Annotated in this window: 11 protein-coding genes; 2 read left to right on the plus strand and 9 right to left on the minus strand. The window is 44.3% G+C overall.

Annotation, left to right across the window (positions count from 1 at the left end; all coding sequences use genetic code 11):
* Positions 1-271 precede the first annotated feature (271 nt).
* From sucD to sdhC, 8 genes are all read right to left on the minus strand, one after another.
* Complete coding sequence (gene sucD / locus JK188_RS11980) at positions 272-1,144, minus strand: succinate--CoA ligase subunit alpha (RefSeq protein WP_036947794.1); 873 nt, start codon at positions 1,142-1,144, stop codon at positions 272-274.
* Positions 1,144-2,310, minus strand: a complete 1,167-nt coding sequence (sucC, locus tag JK188_RS11985) for an ADP-forming succinate--CoA ligase subunit beta (RefSeq protein ID WP_006660449.1) — start codon at positions 2,308-2,310, stop codon at positions 1,144-1,146. Before sucC ends, sucD begins: the two co-directional genes overlap by 1 nt.
* Positions 2,311-2,442: 132 nt before the next feature.
* The gene (gene odhB, locus JK188_RS11990; protein ID WP_036947796.1) at positions 2,443-3,651 is read right to left on the minus strand and encodes a 2-oxoglutarate dehydrogenase complex dihydrolipoyllysine-residue succinyltransferase; all 1,209 of its coding nucleotides are present in this window, start codon (positions 3,649-3,651) and stop codon (positions 2,443-2,445) included.
* Positions 3,652-3,665: 14 nt separating this feature from the next.
* A complete protein-coding gene (gene sucA / locus JK188_RS11995) occupies positions 3,666-6,473 on the minus strand; it encodes a 2-oxoglutarate dehydrogenase E1 component (protein WP_108479382.1) in 2,808 nt (935 codons plus the stop codon).
* Between the two features lie 378 nt (positions 6,474-6,851).
* Complete coding sequence (locus JK188_RS12000; protein WP_036947808.1) at positions 6,852-7,568, minus strand: succinate dehydrogenase iron-sulfur subunit; 717 nt, start codon at positions 7,566-7,568, stop codon at positions 6,852-6,854.
* A 35-nt stretch (positions 7,569-7,603) separates the two neighbouring features.
* Entirely contained in the window at positions 7,604-9,370 is a 1,767-nt protein-coding gene (gene sdhA / locus JK188_RS12005; protein ID WP_108479381.1) for a succinate dehydrogenase flavoprotein subunit, read from the minus strand.
* 1 nt (position 9,371) lies between these two features.
* Complete coding sequence (gene sdhD, locus JK188_RS12010; protein ID WP_036947812.1) at positions 9,372-9,716, minus strand: succinate dehydrogenase membrane anchor subunit; 345 nt, start codon at positions 9,714-9,716, stop codon at positions 9,372-9,374.
* Positions 9,710-10,099, minus strand: a complete 390-nt coding sequence (gene sdhC, locus JK188_RS12015; RefSeq protein ID WP_004909059.1) for a succinate dehydrogenase cytochrome b556 subunit — start codon at positions 10,097-10,099, stop codon at positions 9,710-9,712. The genes sdhD and sdhC overlap by 7 nt, the downstream gene beginning before the upstream one ends.
* A 652-nt stretch (positions 10,100-10,751) precedes the next feature.
* Between sdhC and JK188_RS12020 the strand changes: the two genes are divergently transcribed.
* Positions 10,752-12,038, plus strand: coding sequence for a citrate synthase (locus JK188_RS12020; protein WP_036947815.1), 1,287 nt, complete (start codon positions 10,752-10,754; stop codon positions 12,036-12,038).
* Between the two features lie 68 nt (positions 12,039-12,106).
* Here the strand turns inward: JK188_RS12020 and JK188_RS12025 are convergent, their stop codons facing one another.
* Positions 12,107-12,883: an AraC family transcriptional regulator gene (locus tag JK188_RS12025; RefSeq protein WP_211887955.1), complete on the minus strand. Its 777-nt coding sequence runs from the start codon at positions 12,881-12,883 to the stop codon at positions 12,107-12,109.
* Between the two features lie 109 nt (positions 12,884-12,992).
* Here JK188_RS12025 and JK188_RS12030 point away from each other — a divergent pair, with 109 nt between their 5' ends.
* Positions 12,993-14,117, plus strand: coding sequence for a multidrug effflux MFS transporter (locus JK188_RS12030; RefSeq protein ID WP_211887954.1), 1,125 nt, complete (start codon positions 12,993-12,995; stop codon positions 14,115-14,117).
* Positions 14,118-14,184: the final 67 nt, after the last annotated feature.

Below are 14,184 nucleotides of genomic sequence, written 5' to 3' on the forward strand. Positions count from 1 at the left end.
AATCAAAATAATCTAAAAATAAAAAAATTGATCTAATATCAAATTAGACTAATTCCCATTTTGTGCTATTTCATATTCAGTAATAAACTTACCCAAAACTTACTATTTATGCTGATTTATTTTGGTATTACTCACTGAAAACCCTACATTTTAATCTTTTAGTAGGAATTACATGAAATAAGCATGGTCATTAGCCATAAAAAAACCCGCGCTTCCTAGAAAGCACGGGCTTCGTCTCTTACGTGATACGAGCTATAAGCTCATATTGCGCTTATTTGTTTAGCATAGACTTCACAGCATCGCCGATATCAGCCAAGCTACGTACAGTTTTCACGCCAGCGGCTTCTAAAGCAGCAAATTTCTCGTCAGCAGTACCTTTACCACCAGCGATAATTGCACCAGCATGTCCCATACGCTTACCTTTAGGTGCAGTTACACCCGCGATATAGCCAACAACTGGCTTAGTGACGTGCTCTTTGATGTATGCAGCCGCTTCTTCTTCCGCGTTACCACCGATTTCACCGATCATCACGATCGCTTCAGTTTGTGGGTCTTCTTGGAATAATTTCAGGATATCGATAAAGTTTGAACCAGGAATTGGGTCACCACCGATACCAACGCAAGTTGATTGACCTAAACCTGCATCCGTTGTTTGTTTTACCGCTTCATAAGTCAGTGTACCTGAACGTGAAACGATACCAACTTTACCTGGCATATGAATGTGGCCAGGTTGGATACCGATTTTGCACTCGCCCGGAGTGATAACACCTGGGCAGTTAGGGCCAATCATACGAACGCCAGCTTCGTCTAATTTCACTTTAACAGTCAGCATATCCAGTGTTGGAATACCTTCTGTGATAGTGATGATCAGTTTGATGCCTGCATCAATCGCTTCAAGGATAGAATCCTTACAAAATGGTGCTGGTACGTAGATAACAGATGCTGTTGCACCGGTTGCTTCTACTGCTTCACGCACAGTGTTAAATACCGGCAAACCTAGGTGAGTTGTACCACCTTTACCTGGCGTTACACCGCCAACCATTTTTGTACCGTAAGCAATAGCTTGTTCGGAGTGGAAAGTACCTTGACCGCCAGTGAATCCTTGGCAAATTACTTTGGTGTTTTTATCGATTAAAATAGACATTATTTAGCCTCCGCCGCTGCTACTGCTTTCTTAGCTGCATCTGTCAGGCTGTTTGCAGCGATAATATTTAAGCCGCTGTCTGCCAGTTTTTTCGCACCTAACTCTGCATTGTTACCTTCTAAACGTACAACTACTGGTACATTCACGCCAACTTCTTCTACTGCACCAATGATGCCGTCTGCAATCAGGTCACAGCGAACGATACCACCAAAAATGTTTACGAATACAGCTTTAACGCTCTTATCCGAAAGAATGATTTTAAACGCTTCAGTTACGCGTTCTTTGGTTGCACCGCCACCAACGTCAAGGAAGTTAGCTGGCGCACCGCCGTGCAGTTTAACGATATCCATGGTACCCATTGCAAGGCCCGCACCGTTAACCATACAGCCGATGTTACCATCCAGAGCAACGTAGTTAAGTTCCCACTTAGCCGCTTGAGCTTCACGCGCATCTTCTTGAGATGGATCGTGCATTTCACGCATTTCAGCTTGACGATACAGAGCGTTGCTATCCACGCCTAATTTACCGTCTAAGCAAACTAAATCGCCTTCAGTATTGATAACTAATGGGTTAACTTCGATCAGCGCTAAATCGCGCTCTAAGAACATGGTTGCTAAACCCATGAAGATTTTAGCGAATTGGCTAACTTGTTTGCCAGTTAAGCCTAATTTGAATGCCAGTTCACGACCTTGATATGGCATTGGGCCAGTCAGTGGATCGATAACGGCTTTGTGGATCAGTTCTGGTGTTTCTTCAGCAACTTTTTCAATTTCAACGCCGCCTTCCGTTGATGCCATGAATACAACACGACGTGTACCACGATCAACGACTGCACCTAAATACAGTTCTTTAGCGATGTCAGTCGCGCTTTCAACCAAAATTTGGTTAACCGGCTGACCATTTGCATCAGTTTGGTAAGTAACCAGATTCTTACCTAACCATTTTTCAGCAAATTCACGGATGTCATTGATATCTTTTGTAACTTTTACGCCGCCAGCTTTACCACGTCCACCTGCGTGAACTTGGCATTTGATAACCCATGGACCATTACCGATTTTTTTCGCCGCAGCTACTGCTTCTTCTACTGATGAACAGGCATAACCAGTTGGTGCTGGTAAACCATAGCGTGTAAAAAGCTGTTTTGCCTGATACTCGTGTAAATTCATGATGTTCTATCCATAATTGAGTCTGGAGGAGCGTTTATCGCCCCTTGCAATTGTTACAGATTTAGCAGCCAGCGAACTGGCTGCATCGGTTACCTCAGACCGGACAGGCTGTCCCCCTGCCCTGTTATGTTTCTATACGTCTAGCAGTAAACGAGTTGGATCTTCCAACATATCTTTGATAGCCACTAAGAAGCCAACTGATTCACGACCATCGATTAGACGGTGGTCATAAGACAGCGCTAAATACATCATTGGAAGAATTTCTACCTTACCATTAACTGCCATTGGGCGGTCTTTGATGGCATGCATGCCTAAGATTGCGCTTTGTGGTGGGTTAATGATTGGAGTAGACATCAGAGAACCGAACACACCACCGTTAGTGATAGTGAAGTTACCGCCACTTAAATCTTCAACAGTTAATTTACCGTCGCGACCTTTGACAGCCAGCTCTTTAATATTTTTCTCGATATCAGCCATGCTCATTGCATCCACATCACGCAGAACTGGGGTTACCAGGCCACGCGGTGTTGATACCGCAATACTGATGTCGAAATAGTTATGGTAAACCACGTCCGAACCATCGATAGAAGCGTTCACTTCTGGATAGCGTTTCAGTGCTTCAACCGCCGCCTTAATGTAGAAAGACATAAAGCCTAAACGTACACCGTGACGTTTTTCAAATGCTTCACCGTACTGTGCACGCAGGTCTTTAATAGGCTGCATGTTGATTTCGTTGAAGGTTGTTAACATCGCCGTGCTGTTTTTCGCTTCCAATAGACGCTCTGCAATACGTTTACGCAGGCGAGTCATCGGAACACGTTTTTCACTACGGTGAGCTAATGGTGCTTGAGCTGCAGCTGGTGCTTGAGCCGCAGGTGCCGCAGCTGGTTTAGCTGCTAAATGTTTTTCAACATCTTCACGAGTCAGACGACCGCCAACACCAGTCCCTTTGATATCCGCAGGGTTCAGGTTGTGCTCAGCGACCAGACGACGAATCGCTGGGCTCAGCGCATCATTACTTTCTTCTTCTAAGCTAGCCGTTTGACGTGCTGCTGGTGCAGGTGCTGCTTCTTTAACTTCAGCAGGGATACCTGTGCTATCGCCTAAACGAATGCGACCTAGTAACTGTTTAGATAAAACAGTTGCGCCTTCTTCTTCAATAATGGCTTCCAGAACACCTGCTTCACTTGCAGGAACTTCAAGAACAACTTTGTCTGTTTCGATCTCAACCAGAACTTCGTCACGCTGAACACTGTCACCTGGTTTTTTATGCCATGTGGCAACCGCTGCATCAGCGACGGATTCAGGAAGATCGGGAACAAGAATTTCTACGCTACTCATTTTCTATCCTTTAATTATGCAATGTTCAAAGCGTCATTAACCAGGGCCGCTTGTTGTTCCTGGTGAACGGAGGTATAACCAACTGCTGGAGAAGAAGAAGCTGCTCGACCCGCATAGCGTAAAGTTGCGCCTGCTGGGATAGCTTCATGGAAATTGTGCTGGCTGCAATACCAAGCACCTTGGTTTAGTGGCTCTTCTTGGCACCAAACGAAATCTTTCACATGAGCGTACTGAGCGAATACTTTTTGGATATCTTCGCGTGGGAACGGATACAGCTGTTCAATACGCACGATAGCCACATCTTTTTGCTCTTTCTTACGACGTTGTTCTAATAAATCGTAATAAACTTTACCGGAACACATAACGACGCGTTTCACATCTTTCGGATTAATTTCGTCAATTTCACCGATAACTGGTTGGAATGAACCATTCGCCAGCTCATCCATGCTAGAAACTGCTAATGGATGACGTAACAGTGACTTAGGTGACATAACAATCAGAGGACGACGCATATCGCGCAGTGCTTGACGGCGTAACATGTGATAAACCTGGGCTGGTGTTGATGGCACACACACTTGCATGTTTTGATCTGCACACAGTTGCAGGTAACGCTCTAAACGTGCAGATGAGTGCTCTGGACCCTGACCTTCATAACCATGAGGCAGTAGCATAACCAGACCACACATACGACCCCATTTTTGCTCACCAGAGCTAATGAATTGGTCGATAACAACTTGCGCACAGTTAGCAAAGTCACCGAACTGAGCTTCCCAAATAGTCAGCGCGCGCGGTTCAGTTGTTGCATAGCCATACTCAAATGCCAATACTGCGTTTTCAGTCAGAACAGAGTCCCAAACGTTGAATACGCCTTGGCCGCTATGAACATTTTGCAGAGGTACGTAAACAGAGCCATTAGTTTGGTTGTGAACAACTGCATGACGGTGGAAGAACGTACCACGCCCCGCATCTTCACCAGATAAACGGATTGGAATACCTTCATCAACTAACGTACCGTAAGCCAGAGTTTCTGCCGCACCCCAATCAAGTAATTTTTCGCCTTTCGCCATTTCAGCGCGGTCAGAATAAATTTTCTCAACACGAGATTGCGCAACGATGCCTTCAGGGATCGTGCTCAGCTTAGTTGCTAACTCAGTTAAACGTTTAATATCGTAGTTAGATTTGTATTGCTCATTCCATTCATGGTTTAAGTACGGTTCCCATGTGTAAGAATGCAGACCCATTTCACGATATTCTTCAACAACACAGTCACCACGGTCTAACGCGTCACGATACAGGTTAACCATTTCAGTGACTTCATTCGCAGAAACTACGCCAGCTTCGATTAAACGATCTGCATAGATTTTACGTGGAGTTGGATGCTGTTTAATTTTTTGGTACATGATTGGCTGAGTTGCACTTGGCTCATCAGCTTCGTTATGACCATGACGGCGGTAACACACTAAGTCGATCATTACATCGCGCTTAAAGGTGTTACGGAAATCTAAGGCTAAGCGAGTCACAAATGCGACCGCTTCAGGGTCATCAGCGTTAACGTGGAAAATAGGCGCCTGCACCATTTTCACGATATCAGTACAGTATTCTGTTGAACGCGTGTCTTTCGGGTTGGAGGTTGTGAAACCAACTTGGTTGTTGATAACGATACGCATGGTACCGCCAACTTCATAACCACGAGCCTGAGACATGTTCAGGGTTTCTTGTACAACACCTTGACCGGTTACTGCTGAGTCACCGTGAATGGTGATTGGCAGAACCATGTTGCTGCGACCTTCGTCCAGACGATCACGGCGAGCACGTACAGAACCGATAACCACTGGGCTTACGATTTCTAAGTGTGATGGGTTAAATGCCAGTGCTAAGTGAACACGGGAACCCGCCGTTTCGAAATCAGAAGAGAAACCTTGGTGATATTTAACGTCACCTGCGCTTGAATGGTCTTTATGCTTACCAGCAAATTCATCAAATAATTCGGCTGGTTTTTTACCCAGAATGTTGATCAGGACGTTTAGGCGGCCACGGTGCGCCATACCAAGCACCACTTCACGAGTGTCTTGTTTGCCTGCATGATGGATAAGATCCTTCAGCATTGGGATCAGTGCATCGCCACCTTCTAAAGAGAAACGTTTTGCACCTGGGAATTTTGCACCAAGGTAACGCTCAAGACCTTCTGCTGCTGTTAATTCAGCTAAGAAGCGACGTTTTTCTTCTTTAGAAAATTGCTGCGCAACATTCACAGACTCTAAACGTTGTTGAATCCAACGTTTTTCTTCTGTGTTAGTAATGTGCATATATTCCGCACCAATGGAACCGCAATAGATGCGTTTCAGGTGGTCATATAGTTCGCTGAGTTTCATGGTTTCTTTGCCAATTGCAAATGAACCCACGTTGAAAGTTTCGTCGAAATCTTCTTTGGTTAGGTTATGGAATGTAGGGTCCAGATCTGGAACGGCTTCGCGTTTCCAAAGTCCTAACGGGTCGAGATTTGCATTTTGATGTCCGCGGAAGCGGAAGGCATTGATGAGCTGCAAAACTTTAACTTGCTTTGCGTCGATCGTTGGATCGCTAACAGAGGTGTGGTAACGGGTAGAATCTTTTGCTAAGCGACGGAAGTAGTCTCGTGCTTGCGAATGTAATTGCTCACCGCTATTACCCGCTCCAGGTAGTTGCTGGAAGATTTCTCTCCATTCGACATCTACGGAATTAGGGTCAGTCAGATAATCTTCATAGAGCTGTTCTATATAAGACTGGTTCGCGCCTGCCAGAAAGCTTGAATCCAGCCAGTCCTTCATTACGCCGTTCTGCATTGTGATCCCTTAAGCTTTATAAGCTTTAGTTTTCGCCGTGGTTAACTAATCGCCGCATTTAAGCGACCTCGATAAAGGTTCTCTTGGACGTGCTTTTTGCATGTTCTCACTTTGGGAGTCCCTCTTATCAATTAAGGGTTTCCCTTTTAAGGAACCTTTAAAAACTGTCTACGGTTTTTAAAGGTTCCTTGCTTTCGCAAGTGTCTTCATCTGGTTTTGCAGTTGGCTTTTTACTTTCACTTTTTGACTTTTTACTTTACGTTTCAGTGATTCAATTTAAGACTTATACTTACTTTACGCTTATTTTTTACTTTAAGTACGTATTTTGTGCTATCCAAATTTAGCCTACGGCACCTAAGCGCCGCAGGCTGTATCGATTTAGGCACTATGTTTCAATAACATAGACTTAATGTGACCGATAGCTTTCGTTGGATTTAGTCCTTTAGGGCATACATTGACACAATTCATGATGCTATGACAGCGGAAAACACTAAAAGCGTCGTTCAGATCATCTAATCGTGAATCTGTTTCAGTATCGCGACTATCAATTAAGAATCTATACGCAGCTAGCAGACCCGCAGGACCGATAAATTTGTCCGGATTCCACCAGAAAGATGGGCATGAAGTTGAACAGCATGCACACAGAATACACTCGTAAAGACCATCAAGTTTTTCACGTTGTTCTGGTAGCTGTAAGTTTTCACGCGCCGGCGGATTCTTATTATCATTAAGAAGATACGGACGAATTTTTTCGTATTGAGTATAAAATTGCGTCATGTCGATAATCAGGTCACGAATCACTGGCAGACCAGGTAATGGACGGATCACAATTTTTTTGCCACTACGGGTTAAAGCAGACAATGGCGTAATACAAGCCAGTCCGTTTTTACCGTTCATGTTCAGACCATCAGAACCACACACACCTTCACGGCAAGAACGACGGAATGAGAGTGTTGGATCTTGTTCTTTTAACTGAATTAACGCATCCAGCAGCATCATGTCACGCCCTTCTTTCACTTCAAGGGTGTAATCTTGCATGCGTGGCGCATTGTCTACATCAGGATTGTAGCGATAAATCGAAAATTCTAGTTTCATAGTTTATTTCTCCGCAACTGGATTAACACCACGCATTAATAAGTACGAATCTTCGGTGGGAAGGCTTCACGCAACTTAGGTTGCATGTTCACTTCACGACGAGTCATCGTTTCAGATTGCGGTAGATATAATGAGTGACATAACCAATTTGCATCATCACGATCTGGGAAGTCAAAGCGGCTGTGAGCACCACGGCTCTCTGTACGGAAGTTTGCAGCTTGTGCAGTTGCATAAGCAGTTTCCATCAGGTTATCCAGCTCTAAACATTCGATACGTTGGGTATTGAACTCAGTTGAGGTGTCATCCAGACGCGCATTTTTCAGACGTTCACGGATTTCTTTCAGCTCTTCTAAGCCTTTCGCCATTGCATCCCCTTCACGGAATACGGAGAAGTTGTTCTGCATACAAGATTGCAGTGCTTTACGGATATCAGTTGGATCTTCACCCGTACGCGCATTTTCCCAACGATTGAAACGAGCCATTGCTGCGTCGATGTCTGATTCAGACGCATCACGCATTGGACCTTGTTCCATGATGGATTCATTCAAGTGTAAGCCAGCAGAACGACCAAATACCACGAGGTCAAGCAGGGAGTTACCGCCTAAACGGTTAGCGCCGTGTACAGATACACAAGCAATCTCACCCACAGCAAACAGACCTGGAATCACTTCGTCTTCGCCTTTTTCGTTATAGCGAATCGCTTGCCCCGTCACTTTAGTTGGAATACCACCCATCATATAGTGACAAGTTGGGATAACTGGGATTGGCTCTTTAACTGGGTCAACGTGGGCAAAAGTACGAGATAATTCAAGGATACCCGGTAAACGAGATTCCAGAACATCTTTTCCTAAATGGTCCAGTTTCAGTTTCGCGTGTGGACCCCATGGGCCATCACAACCGCGACCTTCACGGATTTCAATCATGATTGAACGTGCAACAACGTCACGACCAGCAAGGTCTTTCGCGTTTGGTGCATAACGTTCCATGAAGCGCTCGCCATCTTTGTTCAGCAGGTAACCGCCTTCACCACGGCAGCCTTCTGTGACCAAAACACCTGCGCCAGCGATACCCGTTGGGTGGAACTGCCACATTTCCATATCTTGTAATGGAACGCCTGCACGCACTGCCATACCCACACCGTCACCCGTATTGATGTGCGCGTTAGTAGTGGATTGGTAAATACGACCTGCACCGCCCGTTGCTAAGATGGTTGCTTTCGCTTTGAAGTAAACCAGTTCGCCCGTTTCCATGCAGATTGCAGTACAACCTACGATATCGCCATCTTGGTTTTTCACTAAATCCAGTGCATACCATTCAGAGAAAATCGTAGTATGGTTTTTTAAGTTTTGCTGATACAGAGTATGTAACAGTGCGTGACCAGTACGGTCAGCTGCCGCAGCAGTACGTGCCGCTTGCTCGCCACCGAAATTCTTAGACTGACCACCGAATGGGCGTTGATAAATACGACCATCATCAAGACGAGAGAAAGGCAATCCCATATGTTCTAATTCAAGGATAGCTTCCGGTCCTGTTTTACACATGTATTCGATAGCGTCTTGGTCACCGATATAGTCGGAACCTTTAACGGTGTCGTACATGTGCCATTCCCAGTTGTCAGGGTGTGTGTTACCAAGTGCAACAGTGATACCACCTTGCGCTGACACAGTATGAGAACGAGTTGGAAAAACTTTAGATAACAAAGCACAAGATAGGCCTTGTTGAGAAATTTGTAGTGCTGCGCGCATACCTGCACCGCCCGCACCGATAACGATAGCGTCAAACTCTCTGATTGGCAGATTCATTTTATGCACCCCACACAACAATTGTTCCGTAAATTAAGTAAGCCAGTAAACCAACCACGATGGCCAGTTGCAGCACTAAGCGAATCGCCAGCGGCTTAACATAGTCAGTCAGTACTTGCCACATACCAATCCAGGCATGCACAAGAATCGAGAACAATGTGAGGATGGTGAATACTTTGGTCACAGAGGAGGCAAAGAAGCCACGCCATACTTCATAGGTAATATCATTAATTGCTACGAAGCCAACAATGTAGAGTACGTAGAGGACGATAACAATCGCCGAACCACGGATTAGCAGCCAGTCCTGGATACCAGTACGGCCTAAAGCTGATGCATTACTTACCATACTAAGATCCCCGCCAGAATTGCCAGAATTACAGTAATTACAAATGTAATTTTTGCGGATGAGTTACCCGCAGCAAGGGTTTCATCAACACAACCGAAATCCATCAGCATATGACGAATACCACCACAAATGTGGTAAGCCAGCGCTGTTAAGATCCCCCAAAGAATGAACTTGGCAAAAAAGCCAGTCATTATTTCAGACGCGTATTGAAAACCTTCTGGAGAGGAGAGAGAAGTCCCTAGCAACCAAAGCAGAATACCAACTGCGATGAGAGTAATGACGCCAGAGACACGGTGCAAGATCGACGATATTGCAGTAATCGGAAAGTGAATCGTCTGCAAATCAAGGTTGACAGGTCTTTGTTTTTTCACAATTTTGCCCACACAGCTCTTTATTATTTTCCATCCTCCGGACCTGGGGTGGAAATCAGACAGCGACAGGGGTACAAAATGCAACTTAACACAAACTTTAATCCATCATGTTTGAATAAAGTTGCATACTGATCACGCTGGGAACTCCTACTCAGGGTAATCCGGAGACCTGGCGCCAGTATAAAGTCTTCACATTGCTATTACAATTCCCACACAAAAGGTTTGGAGACATTTAGCCCGAACAGTGAGAAGGATCACGATTTAAACATTTTATATAAATGTGCTTATCTTATTTGACAATGATTCAACATTTATCTTACATATATGCCTGATAGATTTATCTGAATACGTTACGGATGACCCAGAGTCGTGTAGTAATGTGAATGAGTATGCAAGTATAAACAAAAGTTATGAAAGTTGTTTCCCTTACCACAAATAATGATATTGTAGAGAAAACAACAAAAAAAGAACATAACGCCCTATACACTCGCAAACAACCTAACCACATTGTTATCGGTATTGATATTGGTTGCCGGATTTCAAGGTTTTATGTGATATCCCGCTGATTTTCTCAACACACCGATAGAACAATGCTCAAAGACGCAGTATAACGCTGAGTTCTGGGTTGTTGAGTGTGGATTATCAAGCGCTAAGGAGACCGTAAATGGCTGATAACAAAGCTAAGATAATGACTGGAAGTAAAGGTGATTTCGAACTAGACATCCTAAGCCCGACCATTGGCCAAGATGTTATCGATGTACGAGCTTTAGGTTCTAAAGGGTTCTTCACATACGACCCCGGTTTTACTTCTACCGCATCCTGTGAGTCAAAAATTACCTATATCGATGGTGATAAAGGCGTTCTACTCCACCGTGGTTTCCCAATTGATCAACTCGCCACTCAAGCCTCATACCTTGAAGTCTGTTATATCCTGTTATACGGCGAAGCTCCAACCCAAGAACAGTACAATACATTTAAAAATACGGTGACTCGCCACACCATGATCCATGAGCAAATCACTCGCATGCTTAATGGTTTCCGTCGTGACTCTCACCCAATGGCCGTTCTGTGTGGGGTAACAGGTGCTCTAGCAGCGTTCTACCACGATGCATTAGACGTTAATAACCCTCGCCACCGTGAAATCACCGCTTACCGTCTGCTGTCTAAAATGCCGACCGTTGCAGCGATGTGTTATAAATACTCTATTGGTCAACCTTTTGTTTATCCTCGTAATGATTTATCTTACGCGGGTAACTTCTTGCACATGATGTTCTCTACTCCATGTGAAGAATATGTGGTTAACCCAGTACTTGAGCGCGCAATGGACCGTATTTTGATCCTGCACGCTGACCACGAACAAAACGCATCAACCTCAACAGTCCGTACCGCAGGTTCTTCCGGTGCTAACCCATTTGCGTGTATTGCAGCAGGTATCGCGTCTCTGTGGGGACCGGCTCATGGTGGCGCTAACGAAGCATGCCTACGTATGCTTGAAGAGATTCAAACTGTTGAGCACATCCCAGCATTTATCGAACGTGCAAAAGATAAAAACGACTCTTTCCGCTTAATGGGCTTCGGTCACCGTGTTTATAAAAACCATGACCCACGCGCTACCGTTATGCGTGAAACTTGCCATGAAGTACTGAACGAGCTGGGTCTAAATGATAGCCTGCTTGAAGTGGCTATGGAATTAGAACGCATCGCGCTGAACGACCCGTACTTCATTGAGAAGAAACTGTACCCTAACGTTGACTTCTACTCAGGTATCATCCTAAAAGCAATGGGTATTCCATCTTCAATGTTTACCGTTATCTTCGCGATTGCACGTACTATTGGTTGGATTGCACATTGGAACGAAATGCACGATGAAGGTCTGAAGATTGCGCGTCCTCGCCAACTGTATACTGGCTACGACAGACGTGAATTCAGTTCTGAGTTAGACAAAAAGTAATTTAACTCACTCATCATTAAAGCCTCGAAGATTCGGGGCTTTTTAATTTCTAACGTTCTATTTTTATTCTATTTTTTTAGTCTTGATTCACCGCGGTATTCCCGAGGTGTCATCCCGCTCATTTTGCGAAAAAAACTAATAAATGCGCTGTCACTGGTCAAACCTAACTCTTGAGTAATAAATCCATAGCTTTTCTCCTGTGCTAATAACTCTATCCCTTTGATAAACCGCCATTGTTGTCGCCACGCTTGGTAGCTCATTCCCGTCTCTTTTAGAAATATTCGTGTAATGGTCTTCTCACTGGCACCAACCGTTTGAGCTAATTGGTTCAAAGGTGGAGGAAGCCGTTCGAGATCAAGGGACTTAAAGCGTCTATCTTGAGGTAAAGAAAGTCGCGTCGGCTCTACTGTTGCACATTGTAATTCATCAATAAAAACAGGCAGTAACCTTGCGAGTCGCCCTTCTCGCCAGTCACTCTCAAAAGGTGCCACCGCGATACGTTCCAACAATTCTCGAAGCAAAGGAGAGATACTTAAAATAGACACCTGACCAAATATTTGCTGCGCATATTCTTGGCTTAAGTAAACAGACCGATATCCTACCGAAGCGCGCATTTGTGCTCGATGCTGTGTAAATGGCGGGATCCACGCAACTCTCCCCGGCGGCAACAGCGAGATATTGTTCTCTAAACTAATACGAATACAGCCTTGTTGTGTAAATAACAACTGCCCCATTTCATGGGTATGCGCTCCTGAATCATGTTGCCCCATTTGGGCTGCAATCCCCAATACGGGGGCATCATACCAGTGAGTTTGAAATTCATCCGTCTGTAATAACCACGCCATAAATGTCTCTTTTTTGATATTTATTGTCTTTATTATTGTAATAAGACAAAGAAAAAGCCACTAAAATTTGCGCCATTCCACATACTTTGAAAATAATAGGTAAATCAATATGGAACGCGTACTTTCATTATCTTTAGCAATAGCGCTAATGATGTTTCCGCAAATTGTCGAAACCATTTATAGCCCAGCGTTAACGGATATTGCAGCTGCATTTCAGGTGAATGCCGAACAAGCCTCTCAAACGCTTTCGCTATATTTCTTCGCTTTCGCTTTTGGAGTCGTATTTTGGGGCAGAATGTGTGATGTGATTGGGCGTCGTCCCACTATTTTGCTTGGGTTATTTCTGTATGGAATTTCCTCTGTAAGCACTCTTTTTGTCTCACATTTCTATGGGTTACTGTTACTGCGTATGTTATCTGCGTTTGGTGCTGCGGTCGGCTCTATTGGCACACAAACCATGATGCGTGACAGTTTTCAAGGTCATAAATTAGCCAAAGTTTTCTCAGTGATGGGCATCGCCTTAGCGATAAGCCCCGCGCTTGGTATGATTTTCGGTGCCAGCTTAGTTTGGCTAGGTAGTTACCGAGCCGTTTTTATGGGTTTGGCTCTCTTAGCCGCCATACTTTTGTTATGGTCATGTTATAAGCTTCCTGAGACCAAACCACAGAACGTGATCAAAACCCCATTTTTAACCACGTTTTTACACATGTTAGGGGATAAACGAATTTTCCAAAATGTGATGTTGATTGCATTTTTCAACATTAATTTATTCAGTTACTACCAGCTTGGACCCTTTATTTTTGAGCAATTAGCGTTCAACCAGCAACAATTTGGTCTAACTGGAATTCTGTTAGCATTTGGTGTTGGTCTCGGTTCACTGATCAATCGCACATTATTGACGAAAAAGTGGTCACCCGAAAAGCTCGTCAAATCGGCAAGTGGCGTTTCTTTAATCAGCGGCGGCTTAGTTTATCTACTACAGGATAGTATTTGGTTTGTACTACCAGTCATGGGCATTGTGGTGGGCTATGGGGTCGCGATTCCGAATATTTTGGCGCATGCTCTAAATCATTATCAAGACAGAAAAGGCACCGCCGGCGCAATTTTAGGTCTGTTTTACTATTTAGGATTAGCGCTCGGATTAATGGCCGCCGGCGAGGTTCAAAACCTAGGATTAGTGCTTATCACTTCAAGCTTAATTCTGGTTTTAGTGGCTTTAAAATACCGGACTTAAATCAAACTTAAATTTGATATTTAACGGAAAAAAATCAAATTATCTTTATTACATAGCTATTACATAG

This window comes from Providencia sp. JGM181 (genome assembly GCF_018257375.1).
GTDB lineage: Bacteria > Pseudomonadota > Gammaproteobacteria > Enterobacterales > Enterobacteriaceae > Providencia > Providencia lanzhouensis.